Origin of the sequence: Ancylobacter polymorphus, from assembly GCF_030813495.1 — a bacterium.
Taxonomy (GTDB): domain Bacteria; phylum Pseudomonadota; class Alphaproteobacteria; order Rhizobiales; family Xanthobacteraceae; genus Ancylobacter; species Ancylobacter polymorphus.
In genome coordinates this window covers 543,521-568,744 of record NZ_JAUSUI010000002.1, presented here as the reverse complement: position 1 = coordinate 568,744, position 25,224 = coordinate 543,521, and the positions used below count along the sequence as shown (strand labels likewise).

Annotated in this window: 18 protein-coding genes and 1 other RNA gene; 9 read left to right on the top strand and 10 right to left on the bottom strand. The window is 69.7% G+C overall.

Annotated elements, in window-relative coordinates; genetic code table 11:
• Positions 1 to 356 precede the first annotated feature (356 nt).
• The gene (locus tag J2S75_RS06870) at positions 357 to 860 is read left to right on the top strand and encodes a GcrA family cell cycle regulator (RefSeq protein WP_244379012.1); all 504 of its coding nucleotides are present in this window, start codon (positions 357 to 359) and stop codon (positions 858 to 860) included.
• A 102-nt stretch (positions 861 to 962) separates the two neighbouring features.
• Positions 963 to 1,727 carry a M48 family metallopeptidase gene (locus J2S75_RS06865; protein WP_307019053.1) on the top strand — a complete coding sequence of 255 codons (765 nt, stop codon included), beginning with the start codon at positions 963 to 965 and terminating at the stop codon, positions 1,725 to 1,727.
• A gap of 37 nt (positions 1,728 to 1,764) precedes the next feature.
• Here the strand turns inward: J2S75_RS06865 and J2S75_RS06860 are convergent, their stop codons facing one another.
• Positions 1,765 to 4,023 carry a transglycosylase domain-containing protein gene (locus J2S75_RS06860; RefSeq protein ID WP_307019052.1) on the bottom strand — a complete coding sequence of 753 codons (2,259 nt, stop codon included), beginning with the start codon at positions 4,021 to 4,023 and terminating at the stop codon, positions 1,765 to 1,767.
• A 317-nt stretch (positions 4,024 to 4,340) separates the two neighbouring features.
• Here J2S75_RS06860 and J2S75_RS06855 point away from each other — a divergent pair, with 317 nt between their 5' ends.
• From J2S75_RS06855 to ampC, 3 genes are read left to right on the top strand one after another with little or no spacing between them, the layout of a single operon-like run.
• Positions 4,341 to 5,402, top strand: coding sequence for a linear amide C-N hydrolase (locus J2S75_RS06855; protein ID WP_307019051.1), 1,062 nt, complete (start codon positions 4,341 to 4,343; stop codon positions 5,400 to 5,402).
• A gap of 50 nt (positions 5,403 to 5,452) precedes the next feature.
• Entirely contained in the window at positions 5,453 to 6,406 is a 954-nt protein-coding gene (gene pip, locus J2S75_RS06850; protein WP_307019050.1) for a prolyl aminopeptidase, read from the top strand.
• Positions 6,407 to 6,436: 30 nt separating this feature from the next.
• Positions 6,437 to 7,615, top strand: coding sequence for a class C beta-lactamase (ampC, locus tag J2S75_RS06845; RefSeq protein WP_307019049.1), 1,179 nt, complete (start codon positions 6,437 to 6,439; stop codon positions 7,613 to 7,615).
• A 10-nt stretch (positions 7,616 to 7,625) separates the two neighbouring features.
• On the opposite strand, the gene J2S75_RS06840 is transcribed toward ampC, so the two are convergent.
• Together J2S75_RS06840 and J2S75_RS06835 are read right to left on the bottom strand one after the other, a co-directional pair.
• Entirely contained in the window at positions 7,626 to 8,999 is a 1,374-nt protein-coding gene (locus J2S75_RS06840; protein WP_307019048.1) for an APC family permease, read from the bottom strand.
• Positions 9,000 to 9,081: 82 nt separating this feature from the next.
• On the bottom strand, positions 9,082 to 9,981 hold the full coding sequence (locus tag J2S75_RS06835) for a class I SAM-dependent methyltransferase (protein WP_307019047.1): 900 nt from the start codon (positions 9,979 to 9,981) through the stop codon (positions 9,082 to 9,084).
• Between the two features lie 312 nt (positions 9,982 to 10,293).
• Here J2S75_RS06835 and ffs point away from each other — a divergent pair.
• The 4 genes from ffs (at position 10,294) to J2S75_RS06815 (ending at position 14,988) form a co-directional block, all read left to right on the top strand.
• Positions 10,294 to 10,391: signal recognition particle sRNA small type (gene ffs / locus J2S75_RS06830), an RNA gene on the top strand.
• A gap of 192 nt (positions 10,392 to 10,583) precedes the next feature.
• A complete protein-coding gene (locus tag J2S75_RS06825; protein ID WP_307019046.1) occupies positions 10,584 to 12,563 on the top strand; it encodes an autotransporter outer membrane beta-barrel domain-containing protein in 1,980 nt (659 codons plus the stop codon).
• A gap of 123 nt (positions 12,564 to 12,686) precedes the next feature.
• Positions 12,687 to 14,651, top strand: a complete 1,965-nt coding sequence (locus J2S75_RS06820; protein ID WP_307019045.1) for a DNA polymerase III subunit gamma/tau — start codon at positions 12,687 to 12,689, stop codon at positions 14,649 to 14,651.
• A 16-nt stretch (positions 14,652 to 14,667) separates the two neighbouring features.
• Positions 14,668 to 14,988, top strand: a complete 321-nt coding sequence (locus J2S75_RS06815) for a YbaB/EbfC family nucleoid-associated protein (protein ID WP_307019044.1) — start codon at positions 14,668 to 14,670, stop codon at positions 14,986 to 14,988.
• A gap of 256 nt (positions 14,989 to 15,244) precedes the next feature.
• On the opposite strand, the gene J2S75_RS06810 is transcribed toward J2S75_RS06815, so the two are convergent.
• The 7 genes from J2S75_RS06810 to ccoG all read right to left on the bottom strand — a co-directional run bounded on the left by J2S75_RS06810 (position 15,245) and on the right by ccoG (position 25,126).
• The gene (locus J2S75_RS06810) at positions 15,245 to 15,880 is read right to left on the bottom strand and encodes a TetR/AcrR family transcriptional regulator (protein ID WP_307019043.1); all 636 of its coding nucleotides are present in this window, start codon (positions 15,878 to 15,880) and stop codon (positions 15,245 to 15,247) included.
• Complete coding sequence (locus J2S75_RS06805) at positions 15,877 to 19,284, bottom strand: acyl-[ACP]--phospholipid O-acyltransferase (RefSeq protein ID WP_307019042.1); 3,408 nt, start codon at positions 19,282 to 19,284, stop codon at positions 15,877 to 15,879. Before J2S75_RS06805 ends, J2S75_RS06810 begins: the two co-directional genes overlap by 4 nt.
• A 126-nt stretch (positions 19,285 to 19,410) precedes the next feature.
• Positions 19,411 to 20,568, bottom strand: a complete 1,158-nt coding sequence (locus J2S75_RS06800) for an MFS transporter (protein ID WP_307019040.1) — start codon at positions 20,566 to 20,568, stop codon at positions 19,411 to 19,413.
• Positions 20,565 to 20,765 carry a cbb3-type cytochrome oxidase assembly protein CcoS gene (gene ccoS / locus J2S75_RS06795; RefSeq protein ID WP_307019039.1) on the bottom strand — a complete coding sequence of 67 codons (201 nt, stop codon included), beginning with the start codon at positions 20,763 to 20,765 and terminating at the stop codon, positions 20,565 to 20,567. The genes J2S75_RS06800 and ccoS overlap by 4 nt, the downstream gene beginning before the upstream one ends.
• Complete coding sequence (locus J2S75_RS06790) at positions 20,762 to 23,020, bottom strand: heavy metal translocating P-type ATPase (RefSeq protein ID WP_307019038.1); 2,259 nt, start codon at positions 23,018 to 23,020, stop codon at positions 20,762 to 20,764. The genes ccoS and J2S75_RS06790 overlap by 4 nt, the downstream gene beginning before the upstream one ends.
• Positions 23,021 to 23,137: 117 nt before the next feature.
• Positions 23,138 to 23,635: a FixH family protein gene (locus J2S75_RS06785; RefSeq protein ID WP_307019037.1), complete on the bottom strand. Its 498-nt coding sequence runs from the start codon at positions 23,633 to 23,635 to the stop codon at positions 23,138 to 23,140.
• 21 nt (positions 23,636 to 23,656) lie between these two features.
• Positions 23,657 to 25,126 carry a cytochrome c oxidase accessory protein CcoG gene (ccoG, locus tag J2S75_RS06780; protein WP_307019036.1) on the bottom strand — a complete coding sequence of 490 codons (1,470 nt, stop codon included), beginning with the start codon at positions 25,124 to 25,126 and terminating at the stop codon, positions 23,657 to 23,659.
• Positions 25,127 to 25,224: the final 98 nt, after the last annotated feature.

Sequence of the window (25,224 nt, the reverse complement as noted above, 5' to 3'; positions counted from 1 at the left end):
GCCTTTCCTCCAAACCGGCGGAAAAAGCTTGAGTTCCCAGGCTCGCGCATGGCTGGTCTGCACCGAAATGAGAGACATCGGCCCGGCGCCCGCGCGACCGGCGCGGCCAAGTGCTTGATCCGACTCCGCTTCGCCGGCGAGTGTTGCAGCGCGGACTCTAGCTGGGGAAAACGATCGTTTCGGCTCTGAACCTACTCGCTCCGAGTCCGCGCATATTGTAGCCTCCCCCCAGTGAGATACGACATCTCGTGCGGCGGCAATTCCCTGTTGCGTTTGCGGGCGTTGGGTTCGGCAGGTTCGACCTGCCGGAGCGTTGAGGGATTCCGCTTCCCGGTCAGCACGAAGGAGGCCAAGCGATGAACTGGACCGACGAACGCGTCGAGCTGCTCAAGAAACTCTGGTCGGAAGGCCTCTCGGCGAGCCAGATCGCGGCCGAACTCGGCGGCGTCACCCGCAATGCGGTCATCGGCAAGGTGCACCGTCTGGGCCTTTCCGGCCGCGCCAAGGCGCCCGCCGCCCCGGCACCCCGCCCGCGCAAGCCGCGCCCGGCGCCGGCCGCCCAGGTCGCGCGGCCGATGGTGCAGGGCAACACCGTCCTCGCCCCGGTCATGGCGCCGGTCGCCGAGCCGGAGCCCGAGGTTGTGCCCGAGGTCGCCGCCAAGGTGATCCCGATGGGCGAGCGCTGCACCATTCTCGACCTTACCGAATTCACCTGCCGCTGGCCGGTGGGCGACCCCGGCAAGGGCGATTTCCATTATTGCGGCAGCCGCTCCAAGACCGGCCTGCCCTATTGCGCCTATCACGCGCGCATCGCCTATCAGCCGGTGCAGGACCGCAACCGTCGCCGCGTCGCCCGCTAAGCGACGCCTCCCGCGGCGGAACCGGCCGGCACGTTCCCCGTCTGGCGCAGGCGCGCCGGCGGGTGCCATAATTGGGGCGCCTTTTCCCGGCCCGGTCGTTTCATGCTCTTCCGCGCCCTCGCCTCCGCCCGACGCAAGACCCCGGCCGCGCCGGAGCCCAGCCATTTCCGGCTGCGGCTGACGGCCGAGGAGGTCCTTGTCCAGCTCCGCCGCAACCCGCGCGCCCGGCGCTACACGCTGCGCGTGCGGGCGGCGACGCGCGACGTGGTGCTCACCCTTCCCGCCCGCGGCACGCTGGACGAGGCGCTGGATTTCGCCCGCCGCCATGCCGGCTGGGTGGAGTTGCGGCTCTCCCGCCTGCCGGAAGTCGTCGCCTTCACCCCCGGCGCCACCGTGCCGCTGCGCGGCACGCCGCACCGCATCGTCCATCGGCCGGAGATGCGCGGCACGGTGTGGACCGGCACGGAAGGCGACGAGGCCGCGCTGTTCGTTGCCGGCGACAGCGCGCATGTGGCCCGGCGTGTCAGTGATTTTCTCAAGCGCGAGGCGCGGCGCGATCTGCTGGAGGCGGCCCGGCGCCATGCCGGCGCGCTCGGCGTCTCCATCACCCGCGTCACCCTGCGCGACACGGCGAGCCGCTGGGGCTCCTGCTCCAGCACCGGCGCGCTGTCCTTTTCCTGGCGGCTGATCCTCGCCCCGCCTTCGGTGCTGGACTATCTGGCGGCGCATGAGGTGGCGCATCGGCGCGAGATGAACCACGGTCCGCGCTTCTGGGCCACGGTGGACCGTCTCTTCCCCGAGCGGCATGCGGCGGAAGCCTGGCTGAAGAAGCACGGCGCGAGCCTGCACCGCTACGGCGCGCAGTAGCCGATCCGCCGGCAGGGTGCGCGGCCTGTGGCGCGTCTCACCCGTTGCCGAACAGCTTGTCGAGCAGCCAATTGTCGAGGCCCGGACGGGGGGCGGCCGGGGCGCGCTGCGGGCCGCCGGTCACGACCGGCTCCTCCGGCACGTCGCCCGGCGGCAACTGGCCCGCCCCGCCGGCGATGGCGGGCGCCTCGGTGCCGGGCAGCGGCACCACCGGCTGGTCCTTGTGCGCCACCTTCATCACCTGGCTCCAGATATCCACCGGCAGGCCGGAGCCGCCGGCCTTCTTGGTCGGCGAGGAATCGTCATTGCCCAGCCAGACGCTGGTGATGAAGCGGCCGGTATAGCCGACGAACCAGGCATCGCGGTAATCCTGGCTGGTGCCGGTCTTGCCGGCGGCGGGCCAGCCCGGCAGGTCGGCGCGCCGCGCCGTGCCGGTGACGAGCACCTCCTGCATCATCCGGTTCATCATCGCCACATGCGGCGGCGCCATCACCAGGCCGCGCCCGGCCTCGGCATAGGCGTAGAGGATGGTTCCCGCCTTGTCGCGCACCCGCTCGATGATGTGCGGGGTGACGCCGACGCCGCCATTGGCGAAGGGCGCATAGGCGCTCGCCATTTCCAGCACCGACACTTCCGACGTGCCGAGCGCGATCGAGGCGTTGGGCTCCAGCTTGGAGTTGATGCCGAGCCGGTGCGCGGTCTTCACCACCTCGTCCGGGCCCACTTCCAGCGCGAGGCGCACGGAGACGGTGTTGAGGGAGAGCGCCAGCGCGGTCTTCAAATCCACCGCGCCGCGATATTCGCGGGAGAAATTCTCCGGCTTCCAGCCCTTGAGCTGGATCGGCGCGTCGGCGCGCACGCTTTCCGGCGTCAGCCCGCGTTCCATGGCGGTGAGATAGACGAAGGGCTTGAAGGAGGAGCCGGGCTGGCGCCGCGCGGTCACCGCGCGGTTGTACTGGCTCTCCTCATAGGAGCGCCCGCCGATCAGCGCCCGCACGCCCCCGCCCGTGTCCATCACCACAAGCGCGCCCTGCTCGACGCCGAGCTTCTTGCCGGATTTCGCCAGCGCGTCCTTCAGCGCCTTGTCGGCGGCGATCTGCACGGCGGGGTCGATGGTGGTCTGGACCACAAGGTCCTGCGTCACCGGGCCGACCAGCGTCTTCACCTGCTCCAGCACCCAATCGGCGACATAGCCATAGGAATCCGGCCCCTGCGCCTTGGCGACGGTGGCGGGGCGATTGAGCGCGGTCTGGCGCATTTCCGGCGAGATGAAGCCCTCCTCCTGCATCGCCGCCAGCACCACCTCGGCGCGGGCCTGCGCGCCCTCCAGGTTGCGCGTGGGGGCGAGGGCGGAGGGCGATTTCACCAGCCCCGCCAGCATCGCCGCTTCCGACAGCGTGACCTGCCGCGCCGACTTGCCGAAATAGCGCTGCGCGGCGGCTTCCACCCCATAGGCACCGGCGCCGAAATAGACGCGGTTCATATAGAGTTCGAGAATCTCGTTCTTGGAATATTTGGTCTCCAGCCAGATGGAGAGGATCAGTTCCTGCACCTTGCGCGACAGGGTGCGCTCCTGGGTCAGGAACAGGTTCTTGGCCAATTGCTGGGTCAGCGTCGAGCCGCCCTCGCGCAGCCTTCCCTTGGTCAGGTTGACCACCACCGCGCGGGCGAGGCCCATCGGGTCGAGGCCGAAATGGGTGTAGAAGCGCCGGTCCTCGATGGCGACGAAAGCCTGCGGTAGATAGGGCGGCAGCGCGCGCAGCGGCACATTGGTGCCGCCCATCTCGCCGCGCGTGGCGATCGCCTGCCCGTCCGCGCCCTGGATGATGACGGTGGGCGGGCGTTCGGGAATGGCAAGGTTCTGGATCGGCGGCAGCTGGCTCGCCTCATAGACGATCAGCCCGGCAAGGCCGATCGTCCCCCACAGGCCGAGCACGAGGCCCCAATAGACCAGCCGGCCGAACAGGCCACGTTTGGGCGGGCGGCGCCTGCCGCCACGGCCGCGCTCGCGTGGGCGGTCCTCCTCCTGTCGGCGGTTCCGGCTTTTCCTCGCCACGCGCGGCTCGTCCTCCCAATCGGCTTCCTCGGCCTCCTCCCATTCATCATGGCGGCGGCGGTTGACGCGCGGCGGCGGCAGTGCCTTCGGCGGCGCCTTGCGGTTGCGGGCGGGGGCGCGCTCCAGCGGCGCGGGCGGAATCGTCGGCCGGTCGTCGGCGCTGAGGCGCAGGTCGCCGTCGAAGCCGGGCGTGCCCAGCACCGGCTCCCGCCTCTCCCTGTCGCCGCGTCGTCCGAACATGAACCTCCGCCCCTGCGGGCACCTGATGGCGCCGGTAAAGGAACCCTAAATCAGGGCTTTTAAGCGGGGGTTAAGGGGAGAGACTGAGGCATGTCGAGCCGCTTCAGCCTCAGATGTTCGCCGGCGCGGTTGCGGCGTCGGCGTCATTTCGGAGCCCGTTGCCGCCGCTCGGGCGGGATTGTGTACGGACGATTCATTAACTCGGACGGCTTGCGTCAAATCAAAAGCGCGCAGAGCGCCTCTCTTTATTATGAGGGGACATAGTTCTATTTTCGTATTACTGATGCCATCCAGGCTGCCCGCCACAGGAGCCCCGCATGATCGCGCACGCTTCCCGCCTCGCCCGCCTGTTCGCACTGTCGCTCGCCGGGCTCACGGCCGCCGGCCCGGCGCTGGCCTGCACGCGGCTGGTCTATCTCGGCCCGGAATCCAACATCGTCACCGCCCGGTCGATGGACTGGAAGACCGATATCCTCACCAATCTCTGGATCTTTCCGCGCGGCGCCACCCGCAGCGGCGAGGCCGGGCCGAACTCGGTGTCCTGGACCTCTCGCTATGGCAGCGTCATCGCCTCCGGCTTCGACATCTCCACCGCCGACGGCGTGAACGAGGCGGGGCTGGCGGCCAATGTGCTGTGGCTCACCGAGGCGGCCTATCCCGCCTATGACGGCAAGACACCCGGCCTCTCCATCTCGCTGTGGGCGCAGTACATGCTGGACAATTTCGCCACCGTCGCGGAAGCGGTGGCGGCGCTGGAGAAGCAGCCCTTCGTGGTCCGCACCGCCGATCTGCCGGATGGCGAGACGCTGGCGACACTGCATCTCTCGCTGTCCGATCCCTCCGGCGACAGCGCCGTGGTCGAATATCTCGACGGCAAGCAGGTGATCCATCACGGCCGGCAGTACCAGGTGATGACCAATTCGCCGAGCTTCGACCAGCAGCTGGCGCTGGCGAGCTACTGGAAGGAGATCGGCGGCGCCATGCTGCCGGGCACCAACCGCGCGGCCGACCGCTTCGTGCGTGCCTCCTATTATGTCGGGGCGGTGGCGCAGCAGCCGGAGCCGGATAAAGCGGTGGCCGCCGCCATCAGCATCATCCGCAACGTCTCCGTGCCCTATGGGCTCGCCTCGCCGGATGCGCCCTATGTCTCTTCCACACGCTGGCGCTCGGCGGTGGACCACAAGCGACGGCTGTATTTCTTCGAGTCCGCGCTGACACCGAACACGTTCTGGGTCGACCTGAAGCAGATCGATTTCTCCCCCGAAACCGGCAAGGTGAAGAAGCTCGAACTCGGCCCGAGCCAGGACATCACCTATGACGGCGATGCCACGTCGCAGTTCAAGGAATCCGCGCCATTTCATTTCATGGGGGTAAACTAGCGGGTGAGTCGGCCCCGCGCCGGCGCCCATCCCCAACACGCACGGCCCCCATGAGCGAACTGCGCAGCCTCTACCCGCCGATCGAACCGTTTGAGACCGGCATGCTCGATGTCGGCAACGGCCATTCCATCTATTGGGAGCGCGTGGGAACGAAAGGCGGCAAGCCCGCCGTGTTCCTGCATGGCGGGCCGGGCGGCGGCATCTCGCCCGCTCATCGCTCGCTGTTCGACCCCACCCGCTATGAGGTGATCCTGTTCGACCAGCGCGGCTGCGGGCGCTCCACCCCCTATGCCGAGCTGGAACACAACACCACCTGGGATCTCGTCGCCGATATCGAGCTTCTGCGCGAGACCTTCGGCTTCGAGAAATGGCAGGTCTTCGGCGGGTCCTGGGGCTCGACGCTGGCGCTCGCCTATGCCGAGACCCATCCCCAGCGTGTCAGCGAACTGATCCTGCGCGGCGTCTACACCCTCACCCAGGCCGAACTCGACTGGTATTACCGCTTCGGCGTCTCGGAGATGTTCCCGGACAAATGGGAGCGCTTCCTTGGCGTGCTGAAGACGCCGGAGGAGCGCGCCGACCCCGTCACCGCCTATCGCGCCTTGCTCACCGGCGCGGACGAGGCATCGAAGCTGGAAGCGGCCAAGGCGTGGTCGAGCTGGGAAGGCGAGACCATCACCCTGCTGCCGCATGCCGGCTACTCCGCCGACTTCAGCGACGGGCATTTCGCCCTCGCCTTCGCCCGCATCGAGAACCACTTTTTCGTCCACAAGGCCTGGCTGCGCGAGCGCCAGCTGCTCGACGACGCGCATAAGCTCAAGGGCATTCCCGGCGTCATCGTGCACGGGCGCTACGACATGCCCTGCCCGGCGCGCTATGCCTGGGAACTGGCGAAGATCTGGACCGATGCCGAGCTCTATCTGATCGAAGGTGCCGGCCACGCCTATTCCGAGCCCGGCATTCTCGACCGGCTCATCCGCGCCACGGACACATTCGCCCGTTAGGGCGGGAGTGTCCGTGCCAAGGAGCCTTCCATGATCCAGCTGTCCCGCCGCGCTTTGCTCGCCTCGGCCCTGCTGCCGCTCGGCGCCGCCGTGGCGCCGGCCCGCGCCCAGACCGCCGCCGCCCCGGCCGATTTCGGCAAGGTGGCGGCGCCCCTCTTCAGCGCGCTGGCCAAGACCCATGGCATTCCCGGCCTCGTGGTCGGGATCACCCGCAACGGCCAGCACGAAATCCTCGCCATCGGCCAGACCGCCCGCACCGACGGCAGACCGGTGGACGGCGACACGCTGTTCGAGCTCGGCTCAGTCAGCAAGACCTTCAACGTGACGCTGGCGGCACTGGCGGCGGAGCGCGGGCGGCTCGATCTCAACGCGCCGCTCGACAAGGTGGCGCAGCGCCTCACCGGCACCGCCTTCGGCGCCCTCACCCCGCTCGATCTCGCCACCCATGCGACGGGCGGCATGCCGCTGCAGGTGCCCGACAGCGTGCGCAACGAGAAGGAACTGGTGGAGTGGCTCGCCGCCTGGAAGCCGGCTGCGGCCCCGGCGACGCGCCGCGCCTATTCCAATATCAGCATCGGCGTGCTCGGCCTCGTCACCGCCACCGCGCTCGGCACCAGCTTTCCCCGCGTGGCGGAGAACGACCTGTTTCCGGCCCTCGGCCTCAGCAGCACCTTTATCGACGTGCCGGAAGCGGCGATGGCGCGCTACGCCATGGGCTATACCGCCGCGGACAAGCCGACCCGGGTGACGCCGGGCGTGCTGGCGCCGGAAGCCTATGGGGTGAAATCCACCGCGATCGACATGCTCACCTTCCTCGACGCCAATATGGGTGTCGGCAAGGTGGCGCCTGAGATGGCGCGGGCGCTGGCCCGCACCCATACCGGCTATTACGAGACATCGAGCTATGTGCAGGAGATGGTGTGGGAGCGCTATCCCTGGCCGGTGACGCGCGACCGCCTGCTGGCCGGCAATGCGCCGGACATGGCGCTGAAGCCGCAGCCGATCAAGAAACTCGACCCACCCTCCCCGCCGGCCCCGGTGAGCTTCATCAACAAGACCGGCTCGACCAGCGGCTTCGGCAGCTATGTGGTGATGCTGCCGGCGGAAAAGCTCGGCATCGTCGTGCTGGCCAACCGCTATTACCCCAATGAGGAGCGGGTGAAGGCGGTGTATGCGCTGGTGGAGGGCCTGCTCGGCGGCGCGGGCTGACCCGCGGCCCTCACGCCGCCCGTGCCGGCGCGCCGCCCCAGCGGATGAAGGGCACGCCCGCCAGCAGCACGGCCACCCCGACAAGGGCGCCATAGCCGGTATAGGCGATGCTGGCATAAAGCAGATAGGCGCAGGTGAGGCAGAACAGCGCCGGGGTGAGCGGGTAGAGCGGGGCGCGGAAGGCCCCTTCCCGCCCGCCCTCGCCCCGGCGCAGCAGGAAGAACGACACCCCCACCAGCAGCAGGAAGAACCAGAACACCGGCGCGGTATACTCCACCATGGCCTGGAAGCCGACGCGGGTGCCCGCGCCGAAGGTCACCAGCGCCAGCGCGATGGCGCTCTGCGCCAGAATGGCGTTGACCGGCATGTTGCTGCGCTCCTCCCACAGGCCGATACGGCCCAGCACCGGGAGTTCGCGCCCCAGCGAGTAATACAGCCGCGCGCCGGTGAAGATGGTGGCGTTCATCGTGCTCAGCGCGGCGAAGCACACCAGCAGCGCCACCGCCAGCGAGGCGCCGGGGCCGAACAGACGCTGCAGCGTATCGGCGGCGACCACGTCGCTGGCGCGCAGCCCCTCAAGGCCGAGCACGTTGAGATAGGCGAGGTTGACGAGGAAATAGAGCCCGGTGATGACCGCGACGCTCACCACCAGCACGCGCGGCATGTTGCGCCGCACATCCTTCATCTCGCCGGAGAGATAGGCCACCTCGTTCCAGCCGCCATAGGTGAGCAGGATCAGCACCATGGCGAGGCCGAACGCCCCGCTCGCCGAGCCCGCTTCCGACACCGGCGGCAGGGAGGGGGCGCTGCCGAGCGCGAGGCCGAAGCCGGCAATGGCCAGCACGGCGAGAAGGGTGAGGATGGTGAAGCCGAGCTGCAGCCGCCGGCTCTGGCGCGAGCTGGTCAGGTTGATGGCGGTAAACACCAGGATCGCCCCGGCGGCATAGAGCGCCGGCCCCCAGGGCCCGAGCGGCAATATGCCCTGCGCGTAGTCGCCGAACACGAAGGCCACCGCCGCAATGGCGCCGGTCTGGATCACGGTGAGCCGGGCCCAGGCGAACAGCAGCGCCACATGCCGCCCGAGCGCGCGGCGCAGATAGTGATATTCGCCGCCGGCATGGGGATGGGCCGAGCCGAGTTCGGCATAGACAAAGGCGCCGATGAGGGTGACCAGGCCGCCGATCACCCAGAAGCCGACAAAGGCCCATTCGCTCGACACGTTGAGCGCGACGATCTGCGGGGTGCGGAAAATGCCGATGCCCACCACGATGCCGACCAGCATGGCGATGCCGTCGAGCGCGGAAAGGGCCGGTTTCGGCATGCCCTGCACGGGGGCGCGGCCGGCGGCCACAGCGGAATCGCGCGCGATCGCGAGGGGCTTCACGGGGCTCTCCATGTCGGAAGGGATGGCGCGGGCGCGGCGCCCGGCCGGCGGCGCGGGCCGGGGCGACACTCGCGCGCAGGGTCTAGCTGCGGATGGCGGTCCAGTTTTTCACCGGCCCGTCCGAGGCGGTGCCGGACAGGCTGTTGCCGACCACCGTGCCGACATAGTCGATACCGTCGACGGTGAAGCGCAGTTCCTTGCCGACGACGCGGCCCTGCTCGATCGGCGTGCCGCCGAGGTCGCCGGTGACCTTCTGGTAGCTCTGCTTGAGCCGCAGCGGCTGTTCGCCGAGCTGCCACGCGCCCTCCACCTTGGCCGGCACGATCCACATCAGCGCCGTGCACCAGCGGGCGCAATTGTCGTCGAGACGATCGACCCGGTCGGCCTCCCAGTCACCCATGTCGAAGCTGTTGGAGACGACGCGGGTACCCGGTTCGAGGTCGAGAATCTGCGGCCGCAGCCGCTCGTTCAGTTCGGGCAGCAGGAACAGGGTCAGCACCTGCGCCTTGCTGAAATCGGTCTCGAAGATGTCGGCCTGCTCGAAGCTGGCGCGGTCGGCGACCCCGGCCGCCTCGGCCCGCCGCTTGGCGAGCTCCACCAGTTCGGGATTATATTCGATGCCATGCGCTGTGAGGCCGCGCTGGGCGGCGGCGATCACCGTGCGCCCGTCGCCGGAGCCGAGATCGATGAGGTGGTCCTGCGGCGTCACCTCGGCCATGTCGAGCATGCGCTCGACCAGCGTGTCGGGCGTCGGCACCCACACCACATCCTTGCCCGGCTGGCCGGATTGGGGCGCATAGCCTTCCTCGGCCGAGGTCGTGACCTCGGGCGGGGAGTTCACCGGCGGTGCCGTTTGCGCCGCGGCCGGGCCGTCCAGAGCGAGCGCACTGGCGGCGACCAGCGCGGCGAGGCCGGCGGCCGTGACGTATCTCCGCCGCGCCGCGCGCTCCTGGCTTTGTCCCGCATTGGCGAACGATGACACAACGAGCCGCGCCGAATGATGACAATCAGATGAATTCTCGTCGAATGCACGTAGCAACTTACCTCTCCTTCGGTTGATACTTGCTCTATCGACTCCTACAGATACCTTCCTCTTGGTAACATCTGATATTCAACGCGACCACTCAATTAACCTTGACGCCCCAGGGGTCACAACGGTTTGAGCGAGCACTTTCCGCAGCGCAGCGACGCCCTAGGCGCCTCGCCTCGAAGACCCAATCCCCGCCCCGACACAGGCCGCCCGCACAAACGTCGCCCCCTTGCATCCCCCGCGCATCTGGACGATATAGGCGGCGGGAGGTTGGCGGTGGACGAGCCACTCGCCAACCGGGTCAGGTCCGGAAGGAAGCAGCCCCAACGAGCCCGGATCGGGTCTCTGTCCAGCCTCCCACCCCACGCCGCCTCCTTCGGGAAAGATGCCAGCCGCTCTTTCCCGGCACGCGGAGCCGGGCGACCCTTCGGCTTCAGCCAAAATTCGATAGCGCCGAACGTGTGAAGTGCGCCCGCAACCGGGTTGCGCCTTGCCGCGCCCGCCGTCATTTTCGGCGCCGAGGAACCACAGAAGGAAACCTTGGGGAGATCGGCGTGCGGGAAGACAGGGAACGGCGTAGCGCGTGTGCGACGGGCGGGCTGGCGGCTCTCATCGGCGCGCTCCTCCTCTCCCCGGCGGCGCAGGCGCAGTCGATCTGGGACCCGCTCCTCAGCAACAGCTACTGGTATGTGACCGTACCGCAGATGCTGGCCTATGCCGCACCCAGCACCAGCTTCGCCAACCCGTTCCCCATCGGCGACCAGACGCTGTGGGCGCTGGGCACCTCCACCGACGGCGTGTTCACCGGCACCAGCACCGGCACGCTGGCCATCGGCCCCATCGTCTCCACCTCGGAACTGACCATTCAGGGCACGGTGACGCCGGCCGGACAGATTTCCATGGTGTTCACCTCCACCGATGGCGGCCCCGGCACCATCGGTCTCGGGCGGATGGTGCCGATCGGCGACACGATCAGCATGGAAATGCAGATGATCATCGGCACCGACCTGCTGGTGAGCCACTGGGCCTATATGCTGCCCTATGATCCCGACGTCTTCACCCCGCCGGAAGCGCAGGTGGTGCCGAGCAATCTCTCGCCGCAATGGGCGTGGTCGCAGGGCACGCCGTGGCGGATCGTCAGCCCGGAGGCCTTCGGCACCACCCAGCCCGGCACCTTCATCATCACCGGCTACAAGAGCGGCTATTTCTGGGGCGAGGGGCTGCGCCCGGACGGCACCGCCTTCACCCTGCTCGGCTCGATCACGCCGGAAGGGCGGGTGCTGTTCAACACCATCACGAATGGCGAGCTCACCAGCCTCTATGGCGGCATCGAGGGCGACGCATTGAGCGCGCACATGCTGCTCGGCACCTATGATTCCTCCGCCATTTTCACCGGCGACATCACCAATGCCAGGGTGGTGCGGCCCTATGCGCAGACGGTGGCGGCGACCGGCACCACCGCCGCCCTCGGTGCGGCCCGCACGCTCTATGCCGTCGCCGGCACCACGGACGGGCTGTTCGGCGCCATGGCGCCGGTGACGCTCACCCTCAACGATCTCGCCGGCCCCGCTCTGTCGGGGGCGATCAGCCAGACGCTGCCGGTTCTGGCCGGCGCCACCACCGAGGCGACGGCGAACGTCCAGCGCATGCTGGGGCAGGTCGTGACCGACCGGCTGGACACGGCGCCGGAGACCAGCCAGGCCTGGGTGCGCCCGCTCGGCGGCGGCGGCCATCAGGGTGCCATCGGCGGCGTGCCGGGCTACAGCTTCGACGGCGGCGGCGCCGCTTTCGGCGTCGACCGCCATTTCGATGGACCGTTCCGCGCCGGCGCACTGTTCGCCTTCACCTCCACCAGCGTTTCCGCCGACACCGACGCCGCGCGGGCCAATCTCGCCACCGGCACGGCGAATCTGCATGCCTACACGCTCGGCGCCTATGGTTCCTACGCCCTGACGGAGACGCTCGACCTCAGCGCGCAGGCCAATGCCGGGCTGGTCGACACCGACACCACCCGCAGCATCGGCTTCATGGGCACGCAGGCGCAGGCCGATTATCAGAGCCGCGTGCTGCAGCTCGGCGCGCGGCTGCGCGGCACCCTGCCGGCCGGCGAGGGGCTGACGCTGATGCCGGCGCTAAGGCTGGATTTCCTCGGCGTCGACACGGACAACTACCGCGAGACCGGCGCCGGCCCGCTCAGCCTCGCGGTGGACGGCGCGACGTATCGCGAACTCTTCCTCTCCGGCGAACTCGCTCTGCGCTACGCGCTCACCGAGACGCTGGCGCTGACGGCGCGCGGCAGCGTCGGCTATGATCTCATCGGCGACACCGGCGGCGTCACCGCCGCCTTCGCCGGCGGCGGCAGCCCCTTCGTCACGCCCGGCGCCGACCTGTCGCCCTGGCTGTTCACCGCCGGGCTCGGCCTTCAGGCCCGCCATTCCGAGACACTGACCTTTGAAGCCCGCTATGACGTTGAGGCGAGCCCCTCCGACTATCTCAACCAGACCGGCTCGCTCGCGGTGAAATGGCGGCTGTAGCGCGCCGCACGCGCCTGCCGGGCGGGGAAAGGCCGGCACGCCGGCCGTCCCGTCCCCGGAAATTTCCCGCGCGCGTCACTGCGCCGTTGTGCCCGGCACCGCCCGCGATGCTATGAAGGGGCCATGAGCGCCGACACCCCCGACATGCCCGACCTGACGCACCCCGGCGATGACGGGCCGGCCTTCGACCTTGGGCCCGCGCCGCACGTGCCGGCCGTGGCCCCGGCGGCGGCCGCCGCCCCCTATCGCGTGCTCGCCCGCAAATACCGGCCGCAGACCTTCGCCGATCTGATCGGCCAGGAGGCGATGGTGCGCACGCTGGGCAACGCCTTCGCCTCCGGGCGCATCGCGCAGGCCTATATCCTCACCGGCGTGCGCGGCGTCGGCAAGACCACCACCGCCCGCATCCTCGCCCGCGCGCTCAATTACGAGCCGGCCGATGGCCCGGCGGGCGGCGGCGCGCCGACGCTCGACATGCCCGTGCTCGGCCGCCACTGCCGCGACATCATCGAAAGCCGGCATGTCGACGTGCAGGAAATGGACGCCGCGTCCAATACCGGCATTGGCGACATCCGCGAGATCATCGAGGCGGCGCGCTACAAGCCGGTGCTGGCGCGCTACAAGGTGTTCATCATCGACGAAGTGCACATGCTCTCCACGGCGGCCTTCAACGGCCTCTTGAAGACGCTGGAAGAGCCGCCCGAGCATGTGAAGTTCATCTTCGCCACCACCGAAATCCGCAAGGTGCCGGTCACGGTGCTCTCGCGCACCCAGCGCTTCGATCTGCGCCGGGTCGAGGCCGGCACGCTGGCGCGCCATCTCCAGGGCATCTGCACGGCGGAAGGGGTGGGCATCGACGCCGAGGCGCTGAGCCTCATCGCCCGCGCGGCGGAAGGCTCGGTGCGCGACGCGCTCTCGCTGCTCGATCAGGCCATCGCCCATTCCGGCGGCCAGGCGACGGGGGGCATGGTGCATGGCGAGCAGGTGCGCGCCCTGCTCGGCCTCGCCGATCGCGGGCGGGTTATCGACCTGTTCGAGGCGCTGATGCAGGGCGACATCGCGCAGGCGCTGACCGAACTGCGCGAGCAATATGATTCCGGCGCCGACCCGGCGGTGGTGATCGCCGATCTCGCCGAATTCACCCATCTCGTCACCCGGATGAAGATCCTGCCCGAGACGGCGGACGACGCGGCGCTGGTGGAGGCCGAGCGCCTGCGCGGGCGGGAGTTCGCCCGTGGCCTGTCCATGCGGGTGCTCTCGCGCGCCTGGCAGATGCTCACCAAGGGCCTCGGCGAGGTGCAGCAGGCGGCCAAGCCCATGCAGGCGGCGGAGATGGTGCTGGTGCGCCTCGCCTATGCCAGCGATTTGCCGACCCCGGACGAGGCGCTGCGGCGCCTGCGCGACGGGGCACCCGAGGCGCCCGCCGCCCGGCCTTCCGGCGGCGGCACCGCGATGAGCGGCGGTTCGGGCGGTGGCGGTTCGGCGATGGCGGCGACCGCGCCGCGCAGCTTCCCCGCGCCCTCGAACGCCCCTTCCGCCGCGCCCACTGCCGCCAGCCACCTGTCCGTCGCCTCGCGCGCCACGCCGCGCCCGGCCGCAGCGGCACCCGCGCCCACGCCCGGCCTCGCCGTGGCGAGCTTCGAGGATCTCGTGGCCCTCGCCGCCGCCCGGCGCGACCTCAAGCTGAAATTCGCGCTGGAAAACAGCGTGCGCCTCGTCGCCTTCGAGGACGGGCAGATGGAAGTGGCCCTCGCCCCCGGCGGGGCGCCGAACCTCATTCAGGAACTGCAGTCCAAGCTGTCGGAATGGACCGGCCGGCGCTGGCTGGTCGCCCTTTCGCGTGAAGAGGGCGAGCCGACACTGGCCGAGAAGGCCGCCGCCCAGCGCGACGCGATGATGACCGGCGTGCGCGCCGACCCCTTGGTGGCGGCGGCGCTGGCGCGTTTTCCCGGCGCCACCATCGTCGATGTGCGCTCCCTCGCCCCGGAGGAACCGGCCAGCTTCACCGGCGATGCCGACATGACCGACGCCGATCTGATGGCCGCCCGCGACGACGGGCCGGGCGCGGATGACGAGATCGAATTCTGATGACAGGAGTTTCCCGATGAAAGACCTTCTCGGCATCATGTCCAAGGTGAAGGAAATGCAGTCCAAGATGGAGCAGCTCCAGGCGGAGCTTGAAGCCATCGAGGTCGAGGGCGCCGCCGGCGGCGGCATGGTCACGGTGCGGGTGTCCGCCAAGGGCGCGCTCAAGGCGATCCATATCGACCCGAGCCTGCTCAACCCGGACGAGGCCGAAATCCTCGAAGACCTGATCGTGGCCGCCCATGCCGATGCCCGCGCCAAGGGCGAGCGCATCGTGCAGGAAAAGACCCAGGCGATCACCGCCGGCCTGCCGATCCCGCCCGGCATGAAGCTGTTCTGAGACGGGCCGGCGACCTCTCCCCGACGGGGTGAGGTGAAGAACGGCAGGGCCCGTTTCGACGCCGGGCGCCGCCGCCCCCTTTCCCCGACGGGGGAGAGGGCTGGGGTGAGGCGAGCGGGCCATCCATTGGCCGTCATTCCGGCCAAGCGAAGCGCGCGCCGGGATCGCTCCCCGCCCTTCCTGCGCGCGATCCCGGATCGGTCCTGCGGACCGTCCGGGATGACGGACGTCTGAAACGGCCCGCATTCGCGCCGCCCTATCCCGCCTTCGCCCGTTCCACCACGCCCAGCACCGCCGCCGCGATCGCCTCCGCCTGCGCCGCCAGCGGCCCTTCGATCCGGCCATAGAGCGCGAACACCGCCGGCTGCACCACGCAGCCGAGCGCCATGGCGCTGGCCAGTGTGACGCGCGCGGGCGGCACCCCGGCGCCGCGCAGCATCTGCGCCACCGCCTCCACCACATTCGCGTCCGGCGCATCCGGCACGGTGCCGAGATGCTCGTGCTGGTGGATGAGCAGATAGGCGAACAGCGCCGGCTCGGCGTCGAACAGGCCGCAGGCCAGCCGCACCACCGCCCGCAGCTTCGGCTCCAGCTGCGGCTCGGCGGCGTCGAGCTGGCAGATTTGCGCCGCAAGCCCGGCATAGCGGGTGAGGAACAGCTCGCGCGCCAATTGCTCCTTGGAGGGGAAATGGCGGTAGAGCGCCCCCTCGCTCACCCCGACGCCGAGCGCGATGTCGCGCACCGAGGTGCCGGCGACGCCCTTCTGCGCGAAGAGTTCCAGCGCCACCGCCTCGATGCGCGCGCGCGTATCGGCGCCCCGCGCCCGCGGGTCGGGTCCCCGCGCGCGGGCCGCCCCGCCCTCGCGCCCGCGCCGGGCGGGGGCCGCCCTCATGCCCCGTCTCCGGCCGGCGCGCGGGCGGCGAGCATTTCCAGCGCGATGCCGCGCGCCTTGGTGAAGTCCACCTTGCCCGAACCGAGCAGCGGCAACACGTCCATGCGCAGGATTTCCGCCGGGATCATCAGCTCGGTCACCGCCCGCTCGCGGCCATAGGCCTGAAGCGCGGCGCGGGTGAGGTCGGGCGCCGTGGTCATGAGGATGATGCGCTCACCCCGCCGCGCATCCGGCACCGCCACGGCGACATGCTCGGCATCGGGCCGCAGTGTCGCCACCATGGCGTCGATGGCGGCGAGCGAGATCATCTCGCCGGCAATCTTGGCGAAGCGCTTCACCCGGCCGCGAATGGCGACGAAGCCTTCCTCGTCAAAGCTGACGATGTCGCCGGTGTCGTACCAGCCATGCTCCGGCGGCTCGATCACGCCGGGCTTCTCCGCGCGGAGATAGCCCAGCATCACATTCGGCCCGCGCACCTGCAGCCGCCCGCCTTCCTCAATGCCGGCCATGGTCTCCAGCCGGTGATGGATGCCCGGCAGCATGCGGCCCACCGTGCCGACGCGGTTGAACATCGGCGTGTTCACCGCCAGCACCGGCGCGCATTCGGTGACGCCGTAGCCTTCCAGAATGCGGTGACCGAACTTCTCCATCCACACCCGCCGCGTTTCCGCCTTCACCGGCTCGGCGCCGGCCACCACGAAGCGCAGCGAGCGGAAATCATAGGGGTTGGCGGTGCGGGCATAGCCCATGAGGAAGGTGTCGGTGCCGACAATGGCGGTGGCGTTGGTGGCGTAGACCAGTTCCGGGATGATCCGGTAGTGCAGCGGCGAGGGGTAGAGATAGGTCTTCAGCCCCGACACCATCGGCAGCACCAGCCCGCCGGTGAGGCCGAAGGAATGGAACACGGGCAGCACGTTGAACATGATGTCGGCGGGGGAGAAGTCGATCCGCGCCGCCACCTGCGCCACATTGGTGAGGATGTTGCGGTGGGAGAGCACGACGCCCTTCGGCGTGCCTTCCGAGCCTGAGGTGAACAGCACGAAGGCCGGGTCATCAGGGTGGGCGGGCTTGGGCGCGGGCAGCGGCAGCATGGCGCGGATCTTGTCCGGCGTGGTGACGGAAGCGCGGATATCCTCGCTCATCAGCACCCGCACATGCTTTTCCAGCTCGGCCACCTCCGCCTCCAGCCGCGCCTTCTCGATGAAGGCGCGCGAGGCGACCACCAGCTTCACCTGCGCCGCCTTGCAGGCGATGACGAGATTGGTGGCGCCGGCGGTGTAGTTGAGCATGACCGGCACGCGGCCATGGCGCGAGAGCCCCATCAGCACCACGGCGATGCCGGCGGCGTTGGGCAGCAGCACGCCGACCTTCTCGCCCGGCGCGGTCTCCCGCGCCAGCTTGTCGCCGAGGATCTTCGCCCCGAGCAGCAGTTTGCGATAGGACAGGATGGTGCCGAGCGGGTCTTCCAGCACGATGCGCTTCATGCCGAGCCGCACCGCCGCGTCCTCCACCGCCTGATAGATGGTGACATTGGTGTGGCTGGTCTCGAAGACGAGATCGCTCATCACGTCATACAGCGCCGCGCCCGCCGCCCGCCGGCGCTTGCGGCCGAACAGTTCCTTGTCGACCTTCAGCTTGCGCGGCGGCAGGATGGTGACGCGGACCTTGGGAAAAAGGCGCTTGCGGGTCTGGTGGCCGTCGAGGCGGGAGAAATAGGTCTGCTCCAGCCCCTCGATGCGCACCGGCACCACGGGGGCGTCCGCCTTGTCGGCGATCAGCGCCGAGCCGTCATAGATCTTCATGATCGAGCCGGTGACGGTGATGCGCCCCTCGGGGAAGATCACCAATTGCTCGCCCTGCTGCACCTGGCGGATCAGGTCGCGGGTCGCCATCGGCTTGGTCGGGTCGAGCGGGAAGGCGCGCACCAGCTTGAGGAAGGGCTTCACCCACCAGGCTTCGGCAATGGCGCGGTCGACGGCGAAGACCGGGTCATTGTCGAGTAGCGCCATGATCAGCGGCGCATCGAGAAAGCTCACATGGTTGATGGCGATCACCGAGCCGGGGCCGGCGGCTTTCAGATGCTCCGCCCCCGTCACCTCGACCCGGAACAGCACCCGGAACACCAGCTTGATCAGGTCGCGCAGCACCTGCCCCTGAAAGGCGCGGCCGGCGAGGATGGCGACGACGAGGCTCGCCGCGCCGATCAGCCCGAGCAGCGCCGGGGCGGTGAAGCCGGCGAATTGCAGCGCGGCGACGATGACCGCCCCCGCCACCATGAAGGCGGCGTTGAGCACATTATTGCCGGCGATCACCCGGGCGCGCCGGTCCTCGCCCGCCGCCGCCTGCACGAAGGCGAAGGTCGGCACCACGAAGGCGCCGCCGGCCGCCGCAAGGCCGATCAGCCCGATGGCGGCGTGCACGCCCGCGCCCGAGGTGAGGAAGTCGTACCAGCCGATCGGCTGCGCGGCGGGGGCGAGCGTGCCCATGAGCAGCGCCAGATCGAGCGCGAACACGCCCATCAGCAGCCCCGCCGCCGGCACCAGCGCCAGCAGGATGCGCCCCTCCGACAGTTTCGCCGCCAGCGTCGAGCCGATGGCGACGCCGATGGTGAACAGCACCAGGAACAGGGTGACGACGCTTTCCAGCCCGCCGATATTGTCCTTCACCAGGGTGGGCAGCAGCGAGAGCACCACGCCGCCGACCAGCCAGAACCAGGAGACGATCAGCGCCCCGCGCCAGATCGGCGTCTCGGCGCGGATATCGGCGAGCAGCGTCATCGTGCTGCGCCAGATGTTGGGGTCGATCTTCAGGTCCGGCGCGCCGGCCAGCGTCGGGGGGATGGCGCGGGCGGACAGCCAGGCGATGACGGCGAGCACGAAGGTGAAGCCGGCCACCGCCCATTCGCCGGTATGGGTGAAGGCCAGCGCCCCGCCCACCGTGCCGCCGAGAATGGCGGCGAAGGTCGCCATTTCGATCAGCGCATTGCCGGAGACCAGCTCGTCCTTGGCGAGGTGGTCGGGCAGGATGCCGTATTTCACCGGCCCGAACAGCGCGCTCAGCGTGCCCATGAGGAACAGGCCGACGAACAGCAGCGGGATCGACTGGATGACGAAGCCGGCGCTGGCGATCAGCACGATCCAGATTTCGGCGAACTTCACCCGCCGGGCGATCAGCGACTTGTCGTAGCGGTCGGCAAGCTGGCCGCCGAGCGAGGAGAACAGGAAGAAGGGCAGGATGAACACGCCGCCCGCCAGCGTCACCAGCGCGCCGCCATTCACATGGGCGATACCGTAAAGGATCAGCAGCGCCATGGCGTTCTTCACGAAATTGTCGTTGAACGCCGCGAAAAACTGGCACCAGAACAGCGGCGCGAAGCGCCGTGCCGTCATCAGCCGCGTGAACATGCCCGATCCCTCACCGCAATGTCAGTGAACGATCACTTACATAAAGCATCGCGGGCGTCAATATCGCGAAAACGGCCGTCATCCCGGATCGGCCGGCGCCGTCCGGGATGATGGGAGCTGTGAGGGCTAGACCAGCACGCCGAGCAGCGCGGCGCCGAGCAGCAGGCCGTCATGGGCGGCGAGTTGCAGCCGGGACGGCGTGCCCGCGCCATGCAGCATCAACGTGGTGGCAAGGCTCGCCAGCGCCCAGCCGGCGCCGACCGTGAGAAAGGCGGCAGAGATCATCACCGCGTCGGTCGCCCACCCCACGGCGAGTGCCGCGCCGAGGCACAGCGCCAAGGCGAGCAGTGCCAGCGGCGGCGCGCCGATCCACCGCGCCAGCACCCCGCCGGCCAGCGCCGGCGCATACATCGCCACCACATGCCAGGCGACGACGCCCGAGATCAGCGGCACGCCGACGCCGCAGCCGGCCAGCGACAGCGGCGCGCCGGCCATGGCTGACGTCATCGCCCCCCAAGCCAGCGCGCCGATCAGCGTCGGCAGGATCAGCGCCCGCCAGGCCAGCGGCGCGGGGCGCGGGGCTGGGGCCGCGACGGTCATCGCCTCCACGGTGAGATCGGCATGGGAAAAGCGCGCCTCGGGCAGCAGCACGGCGAAAGCCAGCGCACCGAGCTGCGCCAGCGCGGCGAGCAGCAGCGTGCCGGCGAAGGTGTAGGGTGCGAAGGCCGCTTCCGCCGCCCCCGCCAGCAGCGGCCCGGCAAGGCCCGCCAGCGCCCCGGCGCCGATGAGGCGCGCCACCATGCCCGCCCGCGCCCCGGTCGCGGCGCCGAACGCCGCCGCGTGGCGGTAGAACATGCCGAAACCCTGCGCCGCGCCGAGCCAGGCGGCGCCCAGCACCAGCATCGGGAAGGCGCCGAGCGCCATCGCATAGGCCGCCATCAGCCCGCCGGCGACGCCGAGGCTGGCGCCGAGCGCGAAGGCGGCACGCCGGCCGAACGTGTCGAGCAGAAAGCTGGCGGGAAGGCTCGCCAGCGCCGCGCCGAGCAGCAGGGCGGCGAGTGGCAGGGCGGCGAGCTCCGGGCGCGGGGCCAGCATCGCCCCGGCGAGCGGCAGCGCGCCCAGCGTCAGCGCCTGCGCCAGCACTATGAGGGCGAAGCCGCCGGCCAGCCGCCCGATGCCGAGCGAACGGCGCAGCGCGCGCGGCGCGTCTTCCGGGCAGGCGCAGCCGAGCCGGCCGGCGCGGGCCGCTTCCGCTTCAGCGTCGAAAAAATCACTCGCGCTCATGCCCGCGGCTCGCCGGTCAGGGCGTTGCGGTCCGGGCGCTCATGCGCCGCCTCGTGCAGATCGTCATCGGACAGCACGCGCACCGCCGCGCCCTCGATATCGTCATACTGACCGCTGCGCAGCGACCAGAGGAAGGCCACCAGCCCGAGCAGGCCGAGGCTCAGCGCCGCCGGCACCAGATAGAGCAGCACGCTCATGCCGCCTCCTTTTCCCCGGCGGCAAAGCCGCCCTGCCGCGCGCGGAGCGCGTTCAGCGTGACGATGACCGACGAGCCGGACATGGCCAGCGCCGCCACCAGCGGGGTGACGTAGCCCGCCACCGCCAGCGGCACGGCGATGAGATTATAGACCACGGCGATCATCAAATTCTGCCGCATCAGATGCCGCGCCCGGCGCGCCACCTTCAGCGCGATGGCGACAGGGGCCAGCTTCTCGCCGAGAAACACCGCGTCGGCCTGCGCCCGCGTCACATCGGCGGCGCTGATCGGGGAAAGCGAGACATGGGCGCTGGCGAGCGAGGGTGCGTCATTGATGCCGTCGCCCACCATCAGCACGCCGTGCCCTTTGGCGTCGAGGCTCTCCAGCACCGCGATCTTGTCGCCCGGCCGCATCTGCGCCCACCAGTCGGTGACGCCGAGTTCGCCCGCCACCGCTGCCACCGCCGCGCGCCGGTCGCCCGAGAGCAGCACCACCTTCAGCCCGGCGACGCGCAAATCGTCGATCACCGCCCTGGCATCGCGGCGCAGCGCCTGGCGAATGTCGAGCACGGCGCAGGCTTCCCCCAGCCGCACCGCCACCAGCGAGGCCTCAGGGCTCAGGGCGGCACGTTCGGCCGCGAGCGCCTCGCAGCCGCAAAAGGCCGGGCTGCCGAGCCGGGCCGTCACCCCGTCGATCTCCGCCTCCACCCCCGCGCCGGGCACTTCCCGCACAGTGTCGAGCGGCCGTGCGTCGGGGTGCGCGGCGGCGATCGCCCGCGCCAGCGGGTGGGTGCTGGCCAGCGCCAGCCGGGCGGCGGCGGCGAGCAGCGGCGCCGGCACATCGCCCGCGTCGGAAAGGCTCGGCTCCGGCAGGGTCAGCGTGCCGGTCTTGTCGAAGGCGACGGTGTCGATCTCGGCGAGGCGCTCGAAGGTGTCGCCGGAATGCAGCAGCATGCCGGCGCGCATCAGCGTGCCCGCCGCCACCACCTGCACCGCCGGCACGGCCAGCGCCAGCGCGCAGGGGCAGGTGATGATGAGCACCGCCACCGCAATCAGCACCGCCTGGTGCAGCGAGGCACCGGCGATGAGCCAGCCGAAAAGCGCCAGCAGCGCCGTGGTGTGGACCATCGGCGCGTAGAGCCGGGCGGCGCGGTCGGCGAGGCGGATATAGCGCCCGCGCGCGGTCGAGGCCTTGTCGAGCAGCCGCTCGATCTCGTCGAGGAAGGTGTCCTCGCCGGCCGCGACGGTCTTCAGCCGCAGCACGCCGTCATGGATGAGGCTGCCGGCATGCACCGTGGCGCCGACGCTGAGGCTGCGCGGCAGCGTCTCGCCGGTGACGAGGCTTTCATCCACCGCCGCCGTGCCGGACAGCACGATGCCGTCCACCGGCGCGCGCTCGCCCGCCCGCAGCATCACCTCGTCGCCCGGCTTCACCGCGGCGGCGGGCACGGTGACGAGCCGCCCGTCCGGCTCGATGCGGTTGGCGGTGACCGCCTTCAGCGCGGCGAGATTGCCCGCCTCCGCCCGCGTGCGCCGGCGCATCGCGTGGTCGAGATAGCGCCCCGCCAGCAGGAAGAACAGCAGCATGACAGCCGAATCGAAATAGGCGTGCTCGGCATGGTGCAGCGTCTCGAACACCGAGACGCTGAGCGCCAGCAGCACGCCGAGCGTGATCGGCACATCCATGTTGAGCGACCGCGCCTTCAGCGCCCGCAACGCGCTCTGGAAGAAGGGCTGGCCGGCATAGGCGGCGGCGGGCAGCGCGATCAGCGCCGAGAGCCAGTGGAAGAAATCGCGCGTCTCCGGGGTGATGTCGGTGACATTGCCCGACCACACCGACACCGAGAGCAGCATGATGTTCATCGCCGCGAAGCCGGCGACGCCGAGGCAGCGCAGCAGATGCCGCGAGGTGGAGTTGTCGATCTCCTCCAGCCGGTCGGCCTCGAAGGGATAGGCGCGGTAGCCGGCCTTGGCCAGCGCCTCCAGCACCCGCGCCGGGGCAGGCTCGGCCTTCGCCTCCCAGCCGATGGTGAGGCGGTGGGTAGTGTAGTTCAGCCGCGCCCGGGCGATGCCGGGCAGCGCCTCGCAGCCATCCTCGATCTCGTCGATGCAGGCGGCGCAGTCGATGCCCTCCACCGCGAAGGCCATTTCCGCCTGCCCGGCCGGATCGCGGCGCAGGAACAGCGAATAGTCCTGCGCCACCGGCGTGGCGGGCAGGGAAGCGGTCGCCGGGAGAGAAAGAGCCTGCGCGCCCATGGGATGCCTCCGGCCTGGAGCGTTTTCGAGCGAAGTGAATACCGGATTGCGTGAAGAAAACGCGATAAAACAAAGAACGAGAATCGCTTCACCGTTTCCGCGAAACGGTGAAGCGACCTAACGGATGACGACGCGGTTGGTGGAGCGGAACAGCCGCTCGCCGTCGCGGGAGAGTTCGATCACCAGCTCCCACTGGCCGGCATTGATGGTGTCGCTCGCCCGCCACTGGCCGGCGCCGACCTTGACCGGATCGAGCGTCACGTCGAAGCGGCGGTCGGTGGGGTGGCGCAGCGTGGCGCTGAGCGCGACATCGGTGAGCGGCCGGCCGGCGGCGTCGCGGGCGGCGACATCGAGCCGGCCCGGCTCGACATGGGCGTCGACCTGCCAGTGGCGCGCGGCCTGCGCGGCGGCGGCCTCGCTCTCGGCCTTGAAGGCGAGCCCGGCCTTGTAGGAGCTTTCCGTCTCCACGCCGCCGAAGGTGCTCAGCGCCGCCCGCACCAGGAAGAAATTGGCGGTGAACACCACGCCGAAAAAGGCGATGAAGCACATCAGCACCGTCCGGCCGGTGAGCGGCCGGACCTTGCCGTCGTCGCGCGCGGTCATGAGCGTGGCCATGCGGGTTCTCCGGTCGGGGCGTCAGGGGCCCTTGAAATGGTCGGGAGCGGTCGTGGTCTCGCCGCCGACCACGTCGGTGACGGAGAAAGTGACCGGCAGCGAGGCATTGGCCGGCAGCTTGGCGGAGGTGGAAACCAGCGCCCGCAGCTCATAGGTCTGGTCCGGCCCGACCTCGACCACGGGATGGCCGTTCTCGGTCACGGAAATGCCGCCCACCACTTCCAGCCGCGCCTCCGGCACGCCGTCCACCGCGATGGCGAAGCGGCGCGGCAGCGACTGCTTGTTGACGATGCGCAGCGTGTAGGCATTGCGCAGCGAGCCGTCGGAGAGCCGCACGAACAGCGGGTTGCGGTCATGGATGACTGACACGCCTTCCGAGCCGCGCATCGCCAGCGTCGCCACCATGATGCCGCCGACGATGACGATCAGGCCGGCATAGAGCAGGGTACGGGCGCGCAGCACCTTGGTGACGGGTGCCAGCCCCTTCATGCGGCGCTCGACATTCATCTCGGTGTCGTAGGCGATCAGCCCGGTGGGGCGGCCCACCTTGTTCATCACCGTGTCGCAGGCGTCGATGCACAGGCCGCACTGGATGCAGGCGAGCTGGCTGCCGAGGCGGATATCGACGCCCGTCGGGCAGGCGGCGACGCATTGCTTGCAGTCGATGCAGTCACCCGCCGGCACGCCCGCCGCGCGCAGCGCCTCGGTCTTCTTGAACGAGCCGCGCGGTTCGCCGCGATCGTAGCGATAGGTGACGTTGAAGGCGTATTCGTCGGTGAGCGCCGCCTGGATGCGCGGCCAGGGGCACATATAGGTGCACACCTGCTCGCGCATATGGCCGGCGAGCACATAGGTGGTGAAGGTCAGTATGGCGATCCAGAGATAGGCCACCATCGGCGCGGTGCCGGTGAACAGCTGCCACACCAGCGTCGGCGCGTCGGCGAAATACAGCACCCAGGCGCCGCCGGTCCACCACGCCACCATCAGCCACAGCGTGTGCTTGGACGCCGCCTCAAAGGCGCGCCGGCCGCGCGAGGCGGTCTTCAGCTTCTCGCGCCGCTCGCGCGGGTCGCCTTCCACCATGCGCTCAATGGCCTGGAACAGGTCGGTCCACACGGTCTGCGGGCAGAGATAGCCGCACCACAGCCGCCCGGCCACCGCGTTCATCAGGAACAGCACGAGGGCGGCCAGGATCAGAAGCCCGGTGACGTAATAGATTTCCTGCGGCCAGATTTCGATGAAGAAGAAATAGAACCGGCCATTGGCGAGGTCGACCAGCACCGCCTGCGAGGGGGCGTTGGGCCCGCGGTCCCAGCGCAGGAAGGGCAGGAGATAATAGATGCCGAGGGTGACGATGAGCAGCGTCCACTTGATCTTGCGGAACGTGCCGTGGACGGCGATGGGGTAGATCTTGCGCCGGGCCTCGTAAAGCGGGGCATCGTCGTCATATTCGGGCTCGTCGAGCCGTTCCACCTTGGTCGCCATGTTCATGTCGGTCCCCGAAACCGTGCGCTCTGCGCCTCTCATGGAGGCTTTCTAAACCCGTGCGCGGGGAGCGTTGATCCGGGGCTTGCCGGGCGGAAAAATGC

Coding starts and splice junctions, on each gene's coding strand:
- J2S75_RS06870 (WP_244379012.1), top strand. CDS start 357: ATGAACTGGACCGACGAACGCGTCGAGCTGCTCAAGAAACTCTGGTCG.
- J2S75_RS06865 (WP_307019053.1), top strand. CDS start 963: ATGCTCTTCCGCGCCCTCGCCTCCGCCCGACGCAAGACCCCGGCCGCG.
- J2S75_RS06860 (WP_307019052.1), bottom strand. CDS start 4,023: ATGTTCGGACGACGCGGCGACAGGGAGAGGCGGGAGCCGGTGCTGGGC.
- J2S75_RS06855 (WP_307019051.1), top strand. CDS start 4,341: ATGATCGCGCACGCTTCCCGCCTCGCCCGCCTGTTCGCACTGTCGCTC.
- pip (WP_307019050.1), top strand. CDS start 5,453: ATGAGCGAACTGCGCAGCCTCTACCCGCCGATCGAACCGTTTGAGACC.
- ampC (WP_307019049.1), top strand. CDS start 6,437: ATGATCCAGCTGTCCCGCCGCGCTTTGCTCGCCTCGGCCCTGCTGCCG.
- J2S75_RS06820 (WP_307019045.1), top strand. CDS start 12,687: ATGAGCGCCGACACCCCCGACATGCCCGACCTGACGCACCCCGGCGAT.
- J2S75_RS06815 (WP_307019044.1), top strand. CDS start 14,668: ATGAAAGACCTTCTCGGCATCATGTCCAAGGTGAAGGAAATGCAGTCC.
- J2S75_RS06810 (WP_307019043.1), bottom strand. CDS start 15,880: ATGAGGGCGGCCCCCGCCCGGCGCGGGCGCGAGGGCGGGGCGGCCCGC.
- J2S75_RS06805 (WP_307019042.1), bottom strand. CDS start 19,284: ATGTTCACGCGGCTGATGACGGCACGGCGCTTCGCGCCGCTGTTCTGG.
- J2S75_RS06800 (WP_307019040.1), bottom strand. CDS start 20,568: ATGAGCGCGAGTGATTTTTTCGACGCTGAAGCGGAAGCGGCCCGCGCC.
- ccoS (WP_307019039.1), bottom strand. CDS start 20,765: ATGAGCGTGCTGCTCTATCTGGTGCCGGCGGCGCTGAGCCTCGGCCTG.
- J2S75_RS06790 (WP_307019038.1), bottom strand. CDS start 23,020: ATGGGCGCGCAGGCTCTTTCTCTCCCGGCGACCGCTTCCCTGCCCGCC.
- J2S75_RS06785 (WP_307019037.1), bottom strand. CDS start 23,635: ATGGCCACGCTCATGACCGCGCGCGACGACGGCAAGGTCCGGCCGCTC.
- ccoG (WP_307019036.1), bottom strand. CDS start 25,126: ATGAACATGGCGACCAAGGTGGAACGGCTCGACGAGCCCGAATATGAC.